Here is a 15,769-nt window from a genome sequence, read left to right on the forward strand (position 1 = left end):
GACAATAAAGAGAGTCTGAAATGAAAGATATTAAGTATAGAGACACAAAGGAATTCTCGGAAGAGGCCTTGAAAGATTTATTTCTTTCTGTTAATTGGTCGTCAGGAAATTATCCTGAAAAGCTTGTAGTTGCAATGCAGAATTCGGGAACTGTATTCAGTGCATGGGATGGTGAAAAGTTGGTTGGACTGATAAATGTTCTGGATGATAGTATAATGACAGCATACATCCATTATCTGTTAATTATGCCCGAATACCAGCACTACGGAATAGGCAAAGAACTGATAAAGAATGTTTCTGAAAAATATAAAGACTACTTACGCATTGTTTTAGTCGCGTACGATAAAGAAGTAGGTTTTTATGAACATTGCGGCTTTGAGATTGGCGACGAAAAAACACCGATGTTTATAACTAGTCTTTGGACATAAAAGTAATTCTATGTATGTAGAGTTTTGAAAATTATAAGAAATGAGATTTGCCGAAATAATAAACGAATATAATTGGGACGATATAAAGTTACGTATTGCCAATAAAACATCGAGGGATGTTGAGTTGGCTCTTTCTAAAAACAGCCGTTTGAGTGTTGAGGATTTTATGGCTTTAATATCTCCTGCCGCCTTGCCTTATCTGGAGCAAATGGCAGTTTTGAGTCGTAAATATACGCAACAGCGGTTTGGAAAAACTATACAATTCTATATTCCGCTTTATCTTACTAATTCGTGTTCTAATCACTGCATATACTGTGGTTTTAACCATAATAACGATATAAAGCGAATTATACTTACCGATGAGCAAATTATGCGCGAAGTTGAGGCGATAAAAGAAATTGGCGATTTTCAGCATATTTTATTAGTTACAGGAGAAAATCCTCGTGATGCAGGAGTGGAGTATATAGAAAATGCTATCAATCTTGTTAAGCCGTATTTCTCGTCTATATCGGTAGAGGTTCAACCTCTGAAAGAAGAAGAATATCGAAGGCTTAATGGCGCAGGGCTTAATGCAGTATATTGCTACCAGGAAACCTATAATAAAGACCGATATAAGGTATACCACCCGAAAGGGATGAAATCGAAATTCGATTGGCGGCTCGATACTTTCGATCGTATGGGAAAAGCAGGCGTGCACAAAATAGGTCTGGGAGTGTTGATTGGACTCGAAGATTGGCGAACCGATGTGACAATGATGGCATTGCATTTACGTTATCTGCAAAAAAACTATTGGCAGACAAAATACTCCATTTCGTTTCCCCGTATGCGTCCGCACGAAGGAGAGGATTTTCAGCCGAATGTAATAATGCAAGATAAAGAACTTGCACAATTGGTATTTGCTTATCGTATTTTCGATCACGATATTGAGATTGCTTTATCCACACGCGAGGATAAACAGTTTCGGGACAATATGACAACATTGGGAGTTACATCGCTCAGTGCCGGATCGAAAACCGACCCCGGAGGGTATGCTGTTTATAAACAAGAGTTGGAGCAATTTGTAGTAAACGACGATCGGGCTCCCGAAGACATCCTTCAGGCTGTAAAAGGGCAAGGTTACGAAGTGGTTTGGAAAGATTGGGATTTAAGCCTGCAATAAAATAATGGACAGAAGATACGAACGCAATATATTGGTTGAGGCTATTGGCGACGAAGGGCAGCAAAAGCTTCTACAATCCAAAATATTGGTAATTGGAGCAGGAGGGCTAGGCTCGCCAGTACTTTATTATCTTGCTTCGGCAGGTGTGGGCACATTAGGTATAATAGATCACGATGTGGTTGATATTACCAACCTGCAACGTCAGGTTTTACATCGAACAGCCGATGTGGGACGCCATAAAGCTGAATCGGCAAGAGAAAAACTGGAAGCATTAAATCCCGATATTAAAGTGAATATATATAAGGAGAAATTTACCTTAAGCAATGCTTCAGAATTGGTACAGGACTACGATTTTGTAATTGATTGTTGCGATAATTATGAAACAAAATTTCTGATAAACGATGTTTGTGTCGGGCTTGGTAAAGCTTACTCGCATGGTGCGGCATTAGCTATGCGTGGAGAGGTTATGACCTATACATCAGGCAATGCTTGTTACAGATGCATATTTGGGAGTGAACCCAACGATGGAGCTTTACCTTCGTCTAAGCAAATTGGCATTGTAGGTGCTATCGCGGGGACGATAGGCTCTATACAGGCAGCCGAAGCAATAAAATATATTACCGGAATGGAGGGGTTACTCACTAACCGCTTGCTTGTATTTGATGGTAAAATTATGTCATTTCAAACGTTATCGGTAAGGCAGAATTCCGGATGTGTTTGTTCGAAACAGTAGGCGCGCTTTGTCTAAGAATATTGACTTTTGAAAACTTACCCTGTCAAGAAAACTATAGAGAGTGAAAAAACAGAGAGTGTCGTAAATAACGACACTCTCTGCATATATAAAGGTTTTGTTTTATACTTAAACCTTCCTGATAATTATTTCAACATGTTTGTGAAATCAGGATTTGAAAGGTATTTTGCAAACTCAAGATTGTTTGATACAGTATTCTTTATTGAAGAATCTTTCTGTATAGCTTCTTTAAGATTTCCGATTACACCTCCAAAATTGTTTGTGCGTGCAGAAACAATAGCATTCAAATAATAGCTTGTAGCCGACTTATCTGATAAGTTATCTAATGTGTTTTGCGCTTTGCTGTAATTCTTAGTCAGAATTTGAGCAAGTGCAGCATTTTCGGTTTTAGTTTCTCCGAATGCATCAACAGCTTTCGAATATTCTCCGTTTTTAAGGTATAGCAATCCAAGAGCTTCGTTAAGAGTATTTGCGCCGGATGCATTTCCTAATAGTTCCTGAGCTTTAGCAACATTTCCATCAGCTAAAGAAAGCAAAGCCATATTCATGTTTGGCTCGGCAGCTTTATTCGATATTTGTTGAGCTTTTGTAAATGCCGATTTTGCTTTATCTATTTGTCCGTTTGCAAAGTAATACGAACCAATGTTATTCCATCCACGGTAATCGTTCGGGAATTTTTGAGTCGCATAATTATATATTTTCTCAACAGGAGCTTGCTCTAAAGTTGCGCTATAAAGCACTTCTTCAACGTTTAAATCATTCATCGAATTGCTGTTTACTGCAGCTATTAATTCTTCGTCTGTTTTACCTATAATTTCAACATTTGCAATTAAACGCGAACGGCGAAGTTTAGGAAGAATGGTTTCGGCAAGTTCTTTATATACAAACGAGATGTTTTTTATTTCACGTTCTCTTGTTTCAGGGTCGTTATACATCGAAAGAACTCTTAATACAAGGTCTTTATCTTGTAAGCTTGAAGCTTCTACAAGTTTTTTGAAACCTTCCCAGTCTTGGGCAGTATATTTTGCGTTAATTTCGGTATCTATTTCTTTTTTAGCGAATTCTTTGTTAAGGTAGCTCGATGTGTTTTTCTCACGTTTTTCAGCTAAGCCTTCATTCAAGTCATATCCTCCGTCAGGCGATGCATAAGCCGAAATCTCTACATTTACGTATTTTCTATCGTTCTCATAAGCCTCTTTAACAAGGTCTTTCCATGCTGCAAGGTTCGACGAGTTTAATTCGCTTCTTCTAAGTTCTGCCTGTTGTATAAGAAACATTATGTCGGCATCATAAGCTTCCTGCATAATACGTTGAAATTTATCGGGAGCAGTAGCCGGTGTAGTTGTAAAAGCACTAGCCAAAGCAGCAGAAGAATTTACTCCGTCGGCAATTTTCACATCAGGCAATTCAAATGTTTTTCCTTTAATGCCAGCCTCGAAACGAAGATATAGTTCCGATTTTTGCATTTCAGGTACATAATTGAAGTTCGCATTCATAGTGAAGTTTCCTCCTGTTTTTTGGGGAACTACAATGCCGTTTCCGGCAACATTTTCTCCTTGAAAAGTTTGAGGCGTTCCTAGTGATTCTTTTCCTTGATATTTAAGAACAGGGGTTACTACTACTACAGCATTTTTATTAAACCATTTTTCGGGGAATTTCCCGTTAATAGTTACTGGTACTTTTGTACCTACTACTTCAAGAGGCGAAGGTGTTGTGCTAAACCAATTGTCGGATAATGGTTTTAGTTTGCTGCTACATGATGTGCCCAGAATACTGATAAGAACAAGCATCACAAGCGATGAGTAAAGTTTTACTTTACAGTTTTTCATGACTCACAAATTTTAGTTTAATTAATTGAATATTTATCTAGTTATAACATTTATTTATAAGTTGAAAAATATCCGAGAGTATATTGATGCGTATATCTAACATGCTAAATTTTTGCATATTTGTTTTTGTATTAGATAAGACTTTCTCTCCAAAAGCAAACAGATATTTTCGAGAGGCTAAGATAATCGATTTTCTCTTGATTTATAGCGTTAATATGCGTCTTTTTTTCTATTTTTAAATATTTACTGTGTTTTTCATGGATAAGTTATTTTTCGAAAAAGTGAAACGGTTGCTCGAAGCTAAAGAAACGTTATATAATAACACTGGCTTCATAGAAAAAGATCCGATCTCTATCCCTCATAAATTTACACTGAAACAGGATATTGAAATTATGGGATTTTTTGCAGCAATTTTTGCATGGGGGCAACGTGCTACAATTATCAATAAATGTAACGAGCTGATTGATAGATTCGATAATTCTCCTTTCGAATTTATTATGTCGTATTCGGATAACGATCTGAAACAACTTATGGGTTTTAAGCATCGTACATTTAATGATACGGATTTATTATACTGTGTCGATTTTTTAAGGAGACATTATCTGCGCTTTTCGACATTGGAAGATGCCTTTGTCCCCGATGAAACCAGATTGCAGACGGTTGAGCAAGCTTTAATTCATTTTTACAATTATTTTTTTGACAATAGCGATGCGCCTCAACGAACAAGAAAGCATATTTCGACACCTGCAAAAAAATCGGCATGCAAGCGTATAAATATGTATTTGCGTTGGATGGTAAGGAAAGATGATAAAGGAGTGGATTTTGGCATATGGCAAAAACTAAAGGCTAAAGACCTTATTTGTCCTCTCGATTTACATGTCGAACGTACTGCCCGCATATTAGGGCTCATAACCCGTCCGAAACCCGATTGGATGGCAGCGGTTGAATTGACAAATAATTTGCGGCTTTTCGACCCGAACGACCCTGTGAAATATGATTTTGCCTTGTTCGGTATTTCTATCGAAGAAGGAGTAGATGGTATTATCCGATAATGTGTTTGTTGTAAATATAATACACGATAAAAATTACTGTTTCGTGACGGATAGGTTTGTGGTAAACATTACCTTCTCATTCTGTTACCGGCTTGGCTAATGCACTAGCATTCTTTTTTTCGTCGATGTATTTGATTAATAATTCAGCTTTCTCTTTAACCGACTTCAAGCTATCTACGCAAAGCATCCAGTCTGACAGAAGATAGGTATCTGAAATAGCTTTTTTAGCTGTTCCGGATAGAGCAAAAGAAGTAGTACTTTTGCCCGTTAAAGTAACATTTAATGGTTTATCGGCAAAAGTATATATAAAGCGGGCAATGCCATTTTCATCTTTTCCGGTAAAGGTTATAACCTCGTAGTTCTTTCCGGCATCGGTAAACCTGAAATTCAAGCCATCTTCGTTAACAGGTAAAGTTTCGGTATATGAACCATCTTTCAAGCTCACTTTTACAGCCTCATGATACTTATTATTGCCAACAAATACACTTTCTATGAATAATTGTCCGTTTTCTTTTACGCCCGCTCTTAAAGTGGTAGCTGATAGAATTTTTGAGGGCATAGTTTTAGGAAGAAAGCGTCCACTTTCCTGGTATTCTTTATTTATATCATAAGTGAAAAGTTGTTTAATAGAATCGATTCTCGATTGTAATACATTAACAACTGAATCGCAATACGCAATTTGCTTAATATTTTGAGCTTTACGCACATCTTGCAGTAATGCAAGGCTTGCCTTTATCTCGTCAAAAGCCTTTGGATAAAGCTTTTGTATACTGTCTATTTTTTGTTTTGCCAGTTCATACTCTTCGTTCTCGTACAAACTCTTTATATCTTCAAGATATAGTTTCGCTTCTTTATTTTTTTCGCCACAAGCCACTATAAACAAAGAGGCTAAAACGATAAACATAACTTTTACTGTAGCTTTCATAATAGTAATGAGTTGAAAGATATTACTACAAAAATAACATTATTCTGCTTTATATACTTGTTTTATTATAATTTTGTAAGCTATAAACAATAGTTGATGCAGTTAGAACCAAATAAAATACAACAACATTTTTCGGGAAAGATATTCGATATAATCAGTCGGGTGGCTGATGAGGAGCAACTCGAATGTTATGCAATAGGCGGATATGTAAGAGATGTTTTCCTTCAGCGTCCGTCAAAAGATATTGATATAGTAACAGTTGGGCGTGGTATTGAGTTAGCCGAAGCTGTTGCTTTAGAGCTGGGACGAAAAGCAAAACTATCTGTTTTTAAAACTTACGGAACAGCCCAGATAAAATATAAAGATTCGGAAATTGAGTTTGTCGGGGCACGGCGCGAATCGTATCAGCGAAACTCGCGTAACCCAATAGTAGAGGATGGAACGTTGGAAGACGATCAAAACCGCAGGGATTTTACGATAAATGCTTTAGCGGTTTGCCTAAACAAAAATCGGTATGGAGAATTGCTTGATCCGTTTGACGGACTAAAGGACATGGCGGATAAAATTATCCGTACCCCTCTCGACCCGGATATAACATTTAGTGACGATCCGTTGCGTATGATGCGTGCTATACGGTTTGCTTCGCAATTGATGTTTACTATTGAACCCGAGACCTTTGAAGCAATAAAGCGAAATAAAAACAGGATCGAAATAATAACAAAGGAACGAATTGCCGACGAACTGAATAAGATTGTTCTTTCGCCTGTTCCTTCAAAAGGCTTCTTGTTGCTGTATAAAACAGGCTTGCTTGATATTATTTTCCCCGAACTGGTTGCGCTCAAAGGCGTTGAAAGCCGTGAGGGTAGGGGGCATAAAGATAATTTTTACCATACGCTCGAAGTGTTGGATAGCCTTTCGAAAAAAACACAGGATTTGTGGTTGCGATGGTCGGCTATTATGCACGATATTGCGAAACCTGCTACAAAACGTTGGGACAACAAGCTGGGGTGGACTTTCCATAACCACAACTTCATAGGCGAAAAAATGGTTCCTCGCATATTTAAGCAAATGAAACTTCCGATGAACGAAAAAATGAAGTATGTTCAGAAATTGGTTTCGTTGCATATGCGCCCGATAGCTTTGGTTGAAGATGAAGTTACCGACTCGGCTGTTCGCCGCCTGATATTTGAAGCGGGAGATGATATCGACGACTTGATGATGTTGTGCGAAGCTGATATAACCTCGAAAAACGAGGCAAAAGTTAAACGTTACATGAAAAACTTCGAAATAGTCCGTCAGAAAATGAAGGAAATAGAAGAGAAGGATCATGTTCGTAATTTTCAGCCACCGATTGGTGGGTTGGAAATAATGGAATTGTTCGGTTTGCCTGCGGGGCCTGAGATAGGAAGCCTGAAAGCATCAATAAAGGATGCCATACTCGATGGCGTTATACCTAACGAATATGATGCCGCTTATAGGTATCTTTTGGATAAAGCGAAAAAAATGGGATTGAAACCTGTTAAATAAACAGTTCGGGATGATTTCTTTTGTGTTATTTTGGAAAAGTATGTCCTCAGATATTTAATCGAAACACATAGATTTATTGTATATGTTATTTATGGGCGTGGATCATTCCTTTTCTGAAATAAGGAGAAGTAAGATTCCAGTTCGTATAACACAACATATAGCCATTGGAAGGCGATATGTCATATTCCATATCTTTCATTTTCTTTGATAAAATATCAAAATCTTCTTGGTTATGATATGTACATATAGCTGCTTTTACTTTAAATTTACCTGATGTAAGGGTTTTTATAGCTCCATCTAAAACAATGCTCTCCGCTCCTTCTACATCCAGTTTCAGAAAAACAGAACCACTATCTTCAGAATCTAGCAATGTGTCTACCGATATAGTACTGTCGGAATCGACATTTGAGGCATATTTATTAATGATAATTACCTTATCTTTCCATGGTTCGAATGTTTTGACCAAAGGTTCTATCCACGACTCATCTGCTTCGAATATATATATACGGCTGGCCTTATCGATTACTGATAAGGCAAAAATACCTTCTACCCCGCCTAAATCGAATACTATACTTCCATTATCGATGTAGAATTTATCGTTCATATAGCTATGAGGCGATCGTTTGTCTTGTTCTTGTAAAAGAGCTGTGTAGGTAAGTTTTATTTTTGCATCATTGCTCCCTCTTCTAAAATAGAGTCGGTTATTATTGAACATTACATATTTTAAATCACCATCATTATATACTTTTATATCAAGAGGATTATATCTTTCTGCCCATCGATATGGAATCATTTGCAAGCCTCTTTTCTTTATATATGTCAAAGCTTCTTTCAGTTCGGTGTCGGAAAGTATATTTTCTTTTTTGGAAAAGTAAGTCAGTATTTCTTTACGTGTTTTCCATGTTGTGTTATTCGACTCTATTTTTGATCGTAGCCATTGTGTAAGTAGAGGAAAGGTACGCATAAACACAATTCCGAGAGGAAAAACCCAACTGGAAACAAATTTCGTTTTATTCATATTTTGGTTTGTCTGTGTTCTTGTTATTTTATAAACAGAAGCAAAGATAACACCTTTTCATGAGCTTTTGACATGAATTTAATTGTCCAATTCAATAATTGAAAATCGTTAAAAAGATGAATGAATTTTCAATTAATTTACAACAGTGTTCGAATCGAATATGGCAGGATCTATTTCGTTTAAATTAGTATTGGGTTGGGGATCGACAGATACAATGCTATCAACAATGTATCGGGTATATCCTCGCCACGGAACAACCCCGAAGTATTCTTTATAATGCAGTTTAACGTTGCTGCCAGTTAACCCCATCAGTTTTTTAGCAAGCTTTTCGTCTGCAATAGAAAACTCGAACTCGTTCGATCCTATTGCTCCCGTTTTCGAACGGAATCCTGTTTGTATTAATTCCCCTTCGTATGTTTCAAATATTATGCCCTTGTGCATTACGTAGTTAAGTTCACCGGCCCTTACGCTGCTCGAACTGTAAGGTACATAAAACCAATAGTATGTAAAGCCAATGCCTAGCAATATAATAACAACAAATATTGTGATGAATGTTTTTTTAGTTTTAGTCATAATTCTGATATTTATAGTGTCAATAGGTAAATGCTTATTATTTTAACGAATAAGTGGGAAAAAGGTTTAAAACATCAAAAACCTTTCTTGGTAGAGGCTATTTATTAAATAACATTGCAATACTTTTTTGTACTTTCGTATCGTGAAAAAAATAACTGTTATAGGAGCAGGATTAACAGGCCTCACAATTGCATACCTACTAAGAGACAAGGGTTATGAGGTTACTGTTCTGGAAAAAGATTCGAAGGTTGGCGGTGCTATTCAAACTCATGTTGCCAATGGTTATGTGTTTGAAGAAGGGCCAAATACGGGGGTTGTATCCAATCCGGAGGTGGCCGAATTGTTCGATATGCTTGGGCTGAAAATAGAAGAAGCAAATCGGAATGCAGAAAAGCGGTTGATTTTGAAGAATGGAAGATGGCATCCGCTACCTTCGGGGGCTGTGTCGTTTTTGAAAACTCCGCTATTTAGCGCTGCCGACAAAGCAAAGATGATGTTCGAGCCTTTTCAGAAAAAAGGGGCAGATCCCGATGAGTCGGTAGCTTCTCTTGCTGCACGGCGTATAGGGCAATCGTTTGTCGATTACGCAGTAAATCCTTTTATCTCGGGTATTTATGCAGGCGATCCCGAAAAGCTGGTAACACGGTATGCTTTACCTAAATTGTACAGGCTTGAACAGGATTATGGAAGTTTTATAAAAGGAAGTATACAAAAAAGCAAAATAAAGAAAACAGCACGCGATTTAAAAGCAACACGAAAAGTGTTTTCTGTTGCAGGTGGTTTGGGCGGGCTTATTTATGCTTTACAGAATGGTGTTGGGGCACAGAATATTGTTTGTGATATAACTGATGTTTCGATAAACAAGAATGGCGACGAAGGTTATTGTGTTGCTTATCATCGCAACGGGAGGCAGGTACTATATAAATCCGATGTAGTGATAACAACTGTGGGTGCATATGTTTTGCCCGAAATACTGCCGTTTATCAGTTTGGAAGACATGGATGCAATTACCGATTTAAGGTATGCTAAAATAGTGCAAGTTGCTGTCGGGGTAAAAAAGAATGTGCTTAATAATCGGTTTTGCTCGTTTGGCGGATTAATACCTCAGAAAGAGAACAGAAGGTTACTTGGTGTTTTATTTCCATCGTATTGTTTCTCGCAACGTGTACCAGAGGACTGTTCGGTTTTGGCTGTTTACATGGGAGGGATAAGGCATCCCGAAATATTTGACTGGTCGGACGAACGTCTTAAAAAAACAGTTGAGGCCGAACTATCGGATTTATTCGGAATAAACGAACGTGGAATTGATTTTATACACATATTCCGGCATAGGCATGCTATTCCACAATATGAAAAATCGAGTGGTAAGCGATTCGAAGCAATTAATAAAATAGAAGAGGAAAACAAAGGACTTATAGTTGCCGGAAATCTACGGAACGGTATTGGAATGGCCGACCGTATAAAGCAGGCTTTCGACATTGTTGCATCGTTCTGAAAAATGCTGTGGTTTTTTATACCTTTGTATACTGAAAATAAATAAGGCGAATGGAAATAATTAATTTGTCGGGACAAAATTCGATACTTAACAGATTTGTTGGCGAGTTGCGCGATGTTAACGTGCAGGGCGACAGCATGCGTTTCAGGCGTAATCTCGAGCGTATAGGCGAGATAATGGCATACGAAATAAGTAAGTCGTTGTTGTACGAATCCCGTGATATACAAACGCCGTTGGGGGTGTCGCCAACGAATTATCCTGCCGAAAAGGTGGTGTTGGCAACAATTTTACGTGCCGGTTTAGGCTATCATCATGGTTTTCTGAGTTATTTTGATAATGCCGAAAATGCATTTGTGTCGGCATATCGCAAGTATAAGGAAAATCACGAGAGTTTTCATGTGCACATTGAATATATTGCTTCGCCCCGAATTGATGATAAAGTTTTAATACTGACCGACCCGATGTTGGCTACCGGTAGCAGTATGGAGCTTTCTTACCATGCGTTAATGACTAAAGGTCAACCTCGGAAAATACATATAGCCACTATAATAGCTACCAAGCAAGCTATTGATTATTGTAATGAAAAATTGCCGGCAAATGTGACGTTATGGGCTGCAGCTGTTGATCCCGAACTGAACGAGCAGGCTTACATTATTCCCGGATTGGGTGATGCCGGAGATTTGGCATATGGCGAAAAAGACTGATAACCGAAATGTAGATAAAGAAAATGGAAGATCGACTTAAAAATATAGTTTTTTCAAAAAATGCGGTTGAGTTTGTAACCGTAGCTGTACAATACTGTGGTTATCTGGAAAATCTGGATGAAGAAGAAGCTTTGGTGACAGATAAACTAACTAAGCTTTTGCCTTTGCTTTATTTGAAAGCTACAATGTTGCCTGAATCGGAAATGCAGGATGAGGCAGATCCTGAAGAAACTGTAACTGAAGATGTTTACAACTTCATCCTTTCGCGGGTATATGATATTTACGGACAAAATGATACTTATCTTGAAGTTTTTTTGCAGGATATGAAATATAGCGAGACTCCTATCTCGGCTAGCATATCGGAAGATGTTACCGATATTTATCAGGACCTGAAAAACTTTATAACAATTTATGAGCGTGGTGTGGTTGAGTATGCCAATGATGCTTTATATATTTGTAACGAAAATTTTAAGGCCTATTGGGGACAAAAATTAGTAAATGTACTCAGGGCATTGCATTCTCTTAAATATTCGGGCGAAAACGATTCGTTCGATGATGATTTTAATAATATAGACGAAGCGTGGTAAATACTATATCGAAAGAACAAATATCGACATTGCCTATAGCTCAATTTGCGGGGCGTATTATTGTTGTTCAGACCGAAAAAGAGGCAGATGAAGCTATAAAGTATCTGGAAACATTTAAAAGGGTTGGTTTTGATACCGAAACCCGTCCGTCGTTTAAAAAAGGTAAATCGCATAAAATTGCATTAATGCAAATATCGGTTGATGATACTTGCTTTTTGTTCCGATTGAATATGATAGGCTTCCCCGATAGTTTATCGAAGTTTCTGGATAATCCTGATATCTTGAAAATCGGGCTTTCGTTGAAGGACGATTTTTCGGCTATCCGCAAGCGTACTAGTCTGGAGCCTCAGGGTTTTGTTGAATTGCAATCGCATGTAAAAGATTTCGGGATTGAGGATGCCAGCTTGCAACGGATTTATGCTATAATTTTTAACGAAAAGATATCGAAAAGGCAGCGGCTTACAAACTGGGAAAATGATGTTCTGACCGATGCTCAAAAAATGTACGCAGCTCTTGATGCATGGGCATGTTTGAGAATATATGACGAGTTGGAAAAATATCGGATAAATAACTGATTTGTTTATCTATATTTAGTTGGGAAACAAATTTTGACGAGAATAAATCTCAATGCTAAATATAATTTGAATAAGCGATTTCGATTTCTCCGTAATTATTTATTAGCTATTGCTTATTTCCTGTTTTTAGTGCTCAATAAATATTATTTGTAAAAACTGTCAGGAGTGTCAGGTTTTTGAAATAATATCGGTTTCGGAATGCTGACATGAAGCATTAATTCTATATTGGTAGAATAACTGTGGGCGAAACTAAATTTTAATACTGATTTACATAAATAACAGATATGGTACACTTGGTATATTGTGACGATAAAGCAAAAGTGCTGGATAGAATATTAGATGGAAGCAAAACAATGGTAGTTCGTGGAGCTGCTGGACGTAAGATTCCACATAGTAGAGTTTCTGAAGGCGAAACGTTATACTTTATGCAAAAGGGGTCGAAAAAGATATCGGCAAAAGCTATTGTTACGAATGTAGAAAACTATGCGAAACTGTCGGACGACGAAATTATTAGTGTTCTCGAACGTAATCAATCCAAATTAAACCTGACAGATAAGCAAAAAGACCGTTGGCATAAAAAATGCCTTATTCTTGTCGAATTTTCTGATGTGGAAAAAATTGAACCGTCTCTCAATTTCGACCATCAAAACAATATGGATGATTGGTTGATTATCGAAAAAATTGAAGATGTTGTAGTTGGTACCAGTATTCCGTATAATTATGATAATAGCAAGTTCAAGTAATTAATTAAAAACTGTCAGGTATGTCAGGTTTTAACAAGTAGCTCAAATATAGACACAAAAACTTGTCAACTCGTGTACTTGTAACTATTTTTGCTAAAATGTGTCAGGAGTGTCAGGTTTTTCATAGGCTTGCTGTTTAGGACTTCTGCAACAAGGGTGTTATTCTATTTGTGTAGAATAAGTGTTTTGTAAAGACATAGAATATATATAATGAATTATAAGAAAATAATATTAAAGCCTAAAAAGGAAGAATCGCTGAAGCGATTTCATCCCTGGATATTTTCGGGAGCAGTTGCTCGCAAAGACGAGGGTATTGAAGAAGGTGAGGTTGTAAATGTTTATACTGCGGATAATGAATTTATAGCTGTAGGGCATTACCAGATTGGCAGTATAGAAGTTCGTGTATTGTCGTTTGAGCCTATAAAAATAGATGCGGATTTTTGGAGAAAGAAACTGACAGTGGCTTTTGACCTTAGGCAATCAATAGGGCTTGTTAACGAGGCTAATAATACTTATCGTTTAGTGCATGGCGAGGGCGATAATCTTCCGGGATTAATTATCGACGTTTATGCTCATACTGCAGTAATTCAGTCGCATTCGGTAGGTATGCACGAAAGCCGCAATGATATCTGTAAGGCTTTACAAGAAGTTTTGGAAGGCCGTGTCAGGAATATATACTATAAGTCGGAGACAACATTGCCTTATAAAGCTAATTTAGGCGCCGAAAATGACTATCTGATTGGTGGGGTAGAGGACAATAATGTTGCTTTGGAAAACGGGCTTAAATTTAAAGCCGATTGGCTGAAAGGTCAAAAAACAGGTTTCTTTGTCGATCAGCGCGACAACCGTTCCTTGTTAGAAAAATATGCCTCAGGGCGTTCGGTGCTTAATATGTTTTGTTATACAGGTGGTTTTTCGTTTTATGCAATGAGGGGGGGAGCCAAATTAGTGCATTCGGTTGATAGTTCGGCAAAAGCTATAATGTTGACAGACGAGAATATTGCTCTGAATTTTTCGGAAGACGGACGCCATAAGTCTTTTGCTGAAGATGCTTTCAAGTTCTTGGGAAATATGGATAACTCTCAATACGACTTGATTGTTCTTGATCCTCCTGCTTTTGCGAAACATCGTGGAGCTATAAAAAATGCACTGCAAGGCTATAAACGATTAAATGCTGTGGCTTTTAATAAGATTGCGCCGGGTGGTATTTTATTTACATTTTCGTGTTCGCAGGTCATTAGTAAAGATGCTTTTCGTTTGGCGGTTTTCAGTGCGGCAGCTCAATCAGGACGAAGTGTTAAAATATTGCATCAGTTGACTCAACCTGCCGATCATCCGATCAATATTTATCATCCCGAAGGGGAGTATTTGAAGGGCTTGGTATTATATGTCGAATAAAATTAATATTTTTTTGGTGTAAAGCTTGCACGAATAAAAAAATGTATTACCTTTGCACACGCAAATAAATGATGGTGCCATAGCTCAGTTGGTAGAGCAAAGGACTGAAAATCCTTGTGTCCCCGGTTCGATTCCTGGTGGCACCACTTTTAAAAGACTGACAGTCAGAGAATTACTCAAAAAGTAGTTCTCTTTTTTTATGTCTAAACACTAAGAAAAACTAAGGTTGTGTTCTAAATTGTGTTTATCAAAATGAGCATAACTATTGATGTGATATGTTATAAATTCACAACCCTTAAGAATGGGGAATCCCCTCTAAAACTGCGAATTACAAAGAACAGAAAGCGCAAATACCTTAACATTGGTATATCTGTTAATCCAATCCATTGGGACTTTGATAAGAGTCAGCCTAAGCCTACTTGTCCAGATAAAGATTATATCGAGAAGATAATGTCTGACAGAGTAAGTGAGTACAGGACGAAGATACTTGAACTAAAGGCTGAGAACAAAGAGTTTACTGCTCATTCTCTTGCTGACATTGAAGGTAAAGCTAACAAGCACATCACTGTAAAAGAACTGTTTGAACAGCACATTGAAGGTCTAAGGTGTCAAAGAAGATATGGATATGCAGCATCTATTCAGCAAGTGTACAACTCTTTACTTAAGTTCAATAAGCACCTCAATATATACTTCTCTGATATTGACATTCAATGGCTAAAGAGATATGAAGTTTGGTTAAGAAAAGAAGGTATGTCTGAAAATACTATTGGTGTAAGATTCAGAACCCTTAGAACTATTTATAACTTAGCTATTGAAGAAGGTGCAGTAAAACCAGACTATTATCCATTTAAGAAGTTTAAGGTTTCCAAGCTGCATAAAGCAACGATTAAAAGGGCTATAAGCAAAGAGGAAATAGTGAAGATAATAAACCTTCCTGTATAATATAATTGAAAAGTAGTCCACTTAGTAATTGAAAAGTATACCACTAAGTGTCTCGGACGAGAT

At 37.4% G+C, this 15,769-nt stretch carries 16 protein-coding genes and 1 tRNA gene; 13 read left to right on the forward strand and 4 right to left on the reverse strand.

Translation table 11 applies throughout. From position 1 onward, the window contains the following. The first annotated feature begins 20 nt into the window (after nucleotides 1-20). Genes D0T53_RS09700 through D0T53_RS09710 form a run of 3 tightly spaced genes read left to right on the forward strand, consistent with a single transcriptional unit; the run spans nucleotide 21 to nucleotide 2,320 of the window. Complete coding sequence (locus D0T53_RS09700) at nucleotides 21-428, forward strand: GNAT family N-acetyltransferase (protein WP_163267337.1); 408 nt, start codon at nucleotides 21-23, stop codon at nucleotides 426-428. 40 nt (nucleotides 429-468) lie between these two features. Continuing rightward, complete coding sequence (thiH, locus tag D0T53_RS09705) at nucleotides 469-1,587, forward strand: 2-iminoacetate synthase ThiH (RefSeq protein ID WP_163267339.1); 1,119 nt, start codon at nucleotides 469-471, stop codon at nucleotides 1,585-1,587. A 4-nt stretch (nucleotides 1,588-1,591) separates the two neighbouring features. Continuing rightward, complete coding sequence (locus D0T53_RS09710) at nucleotides 1,592-2,320, forward strand: HesA/MoeB/ThiF family protein (protein WP_163267341.1); 729 nt, start codon at nucleotides 1,592-1,594, stop codon at nucleotides 2,318-2,320. A gap of 143 nt (nucleotides 2,321-2,463) precedes the next feature. Here the strand turns inward: D0T53_RS09710 and D0T53_RS09715 are convergent, their stop codons facing one another. Next, complete coding sequence (locus D0T53_RS09715) at nucleotides 2,464-4,167, reverse strand: hypothetical protein (RefSeq protein WP_163267343.1); 1,704 nt, start codon at nucleotides 4,165-4,167, stop codon at nucleotides 2,464-2,466. Nucleotides 4,168-4,424: 257 nt separating this feature from the next. Between D0T53_RS09715 and D0T53_RS09720 the strand changes: the two genes are divergently transcribed. Beyond that, nucleotides 4,425-5,219 (forward strand): TIGR02757 family protein, encoded by a 795-nt coding sequence (locus tag D0T53_RS09720; protein WP_163267345.1) that lies wholly within the window; start codon nucleotides 4,425-4,427, stop codon nucleotides 5,217-5,219. Nucleotides 5,220-5,295: 76 nt separating this feature from the next. On the opposite strand, the gene D0T53_RS09725 is transcribed toward D0T53_RS09720, so the two are convergent. Next, the gene (locus D0T53_RS09725) at nucleotides 5,296-6,144 is read right to left on the reverse strand and encodes a hypothetical protein (protein ID WP_163267347.1); all 849 of its coding nucleotides are present in this window, start codon (nucleotides 6,142-6,144) and stop codon (nucleotides 5,296-5,298) included. Between the two features lie 96 nt (nucleotides 6,145-6,240). Between D0T53_RS09725 and D0T53_RS09730 the strand changes: the two genes are divergently transcribed. Then, nucleotides 6,241-7,671 carry a CCA tRNA nucleotidyltransferase gene (locus D0T53_RS09730; protein ID WP_163267349.1) on the forward strand — a complete coding sequence of 477 codons (1,431 nt, stop codon included), beginning with the start codon at nucleotides 6,241-6,243 and terminating at the stop codon, nucleotides 7,669-7,671. Between the two features lie 85 nt (nucleotides 7,672-7,756). On the opposite strand, the gene D0T53_RS09735 is transcribed toward D0T53_RS09730, so the two are convergent. Together D0T53_RS09735 and D0T53_RS09740 are read right to left on the reverse strand one after the other, a co-directional pair. Further along, nucleotides 7,757-8,689, reverse strand: coding sequence for an FkbM family methyltransferase (locus tag D0T53_RS09735; RefSeq protein WP_163267351.1), 933 nt, complete (start codon nucleotides 8,687-8,689; stop codon nucleotides 7,757-7,759). A gap of 132 nt (nucleotides 8,690-8,821) precedes the next feature. Beyond that, nucleotides 8,822-9,262: a hypothetical protein gene (locus tag D0T53_RS09740; RefSeq protein WP_163267353.1), complete on the reverse strand. Its 441-nt coding sequence runs from the start codon at nucleotides 9,260-9,262 to the stop codon at nucleotides 8,822-8,824. A 142-nt stretch (nucleotides 9,263-9,404) separates the two neighbouring features. On the opposite strand from D0T53_RS09740, the gene hemG reads away from it, so the two are divergent. The 8 genes from hemG to D0T53_RS09780 all read left to right on the forward strand — a co-directional run bounded on the left by hemG (nucleotide 9,405) and on the right by D0T53_RS09780 (nucleotide 15,706). Continuing rightward, complete coding sequence (gene hemG / locus D0T53_RS09745) at nucleotides 9,405-10,757, forward strand: protoporphyrinogen oxidase (protein WP_163267355.1); 1,353 nt, start codon at nucleotides 9,405-9,407, stop codon at nucleotides 10,755-10,757. 50 nt (nucleotides 10,758-10,807) lie between these two features. Further along, nucleotides 10,808-11,461 carry a uracil phosphoribosyltransferase gene (gene upp / locus D0T53_RS09750; protein WP_163267357.1) on the forward strand — a complete coding sequence of 218 codons (654 nt, stop codon included), beginning with the start codon at nucleotides 10,808-10,810 and terminating at the stop codon, nucleotides 11,459-11,461. A gap of 23 nt (nucleotides 11,462-11,484) precedes the next feature. Beyond that, nucleotides 11,485-12,048 (forward strand): DUF5063 domain-containing protein, encoded by a 564-nt coding sequence (locus tag D0T53_RS09755; protein ID WP_163267359.1) that lies wholly within the window; start codon nucleotides 11,485-11,487, stop codon nucleotides 12,046-12,048. Beyond that, complete coding sequence (locus D0T53_RS09760) at nucleotides 12,042-12,623, forward strand: 3'-5' exonuclease (RefSeq protein ID WP_163267361.1); 582 nt, start codon at nucleotides 12,042-12,044, stop codon at nucleotides 12,621-12,623. Before D0T53_RS09755 ends, D0T53_RS09760 begins: the two co-directional genes overlap by 7 nt. 284 nt (nucleotides 12,624-12,907) lie before the next feature. Continuing rightward, complete coding sequence (locus D0T53_RS09765; RefSeq protein WP_163267363.1) at nucleotides 12,908-13,366, forward strand: hypothetical protein; 459 nt, start codon at nucleotides 12,908-12,910, stop codon at nucleotides 13,364-13,366. Nucleotides 13,367-13,576: 210 nt separating this feature from the next. Further along, nucleotides 13,577-14,764, forward strand: coding sequence for a class I SAM-dependent rRNA methyltransferase (locus D0T53_RS09770; RefSeq protein ID WP_163267365.1), 1,188 nt, complete (start codon nucleotides 13,577-13,579; stop codon nucleotides 14,762-14,764). Nucleotides 14,765-14,837: 73 nt separating this feature from the next. After that, a tRNA-Phe gene (locus D0T53_RS09775) sits at nucleotides 14,838-14,910 on the forward strand. Between the two features lie 106 nt (nucleotides 14,911-15,016). Next, nucleotides 15,017-15,706 (forward strand): phage integrase SAM-like domain and Arm DNA-binding domain-containing protein, encoded by a 690-nt coding sequence (locus D0T53_RS09780; protein ID WP_163267367.1) that lies wholly within the window; start codon nucleotides 15,017-15,019, stop codon nucleotides 15,704-15,706. Nucleotides 15,707-15,769: the final 63 nt, after the last annotated feature.

Origin of the sequence: Dysgonomonas sp. 216 (assembly GCF_010501065.1) — a bacterium.
Classification (GTDB): domain Bacteria; phylum Bacteroidota; class Bacteroidia; order Bacteroidales; family Dysgonomonadaceae; genus QVMM01.

Bases quoted from the DNA above. Each gene is read 5' to 3' on its own strand.
- upp (WP_163267357.1), top strand. From the start codon at position 10,808: ATGGAAATAATTAATTTGTCGGGACAAAATTCGATACTTAACAGATTT.
- D0T53_RS09735 (WP_163267351.1), bottom strand. From the start codon at position 8,689: ATGAATAAAACGAAATTTGTTTCCAGTTGGGTTTTTCCTCTCGGAATT.
- D0T53_RS09730 (WP_163267349.1), top strand. From the start codon at position 6,241: ATGCAGTTAGAACCAAATAAAATACAACAACATTTTTCGGGAAAGATA.
- D0T53_RS09710 (WP_163267341.1), top strand. From the start codon at position 1,592: ATGGACAGAAGATACGAACGCAATATATTGGTTGAGGCTATTGGCGAC.
- D0T53_RS09715 (WP_163267343.1), bottom strand. From the start codon at position 4,167: ATGAAAAACTGTAAAGTAAAACTTTACTCATCGCTTGTGATGCTTGTT.
- D0T53_RS09770 (WP_163267365.1), top strand. From the start codon at position 13,577: ATGAATTATAAGAAAATAATATTAAAGCCTAAAAAGGAAGAATCGCTG.
- D0T53_RS09765 (WP_163267363.1), top strand. From the start codon at position 12,908: ATGGTACACTTGGTATATTGTGACGATAAAGCAAAAGTGCTGGATAGA.
- D0T53_RS09740 (WP_163267353.1), bottom strand. From the start codon at position 9,262: ATGACTAAAACTAAAAAAACATTCATCACAATATTTGTTGTTATTATA.
- D0T53_RS09700 (WP_163267337.1), top strand. From the start codon at position 21: ATGAAAGATATTAAGTATAGAGACACAAAGGAATTCTCGGAAGAGGCC.
- D0T53_RS09725 (WP_163267347.1), bottom strand. From the start codon at position 6,144: ATGAAAGCTACAGTAAAAGTTATGTTTATCGTTTTAGCCTCTTTGTTT.
- D0T53_RS09755 (WP_163267359.1), top strand. From the start codon at position 11,485: ATGGAAGATCGACTTAAAAATATAGTTTTTTCAAAAAATGCGGTTGAG.
- D0T53_RS09720 (WP_163267345.1), top strand. From the start codon at position 4,425: ATGGATAAGTTATTTTTCGAAAAAGTGAAACGGTTGCTCGAAGCTAAA.
- thiH (WP_163267339.1), top strand. From the start codon at position 469: ATGAGATTTGCCGAAATAATAAACGAATATAATTGGGACGATATAAAG.
- D0T53_RS09780 (WP_163267367.1), top strand. From the start codon at position 15,017: ATGAGCATAACTATTGATGTGATATGTTATAAATTCACAACCCTTAAG.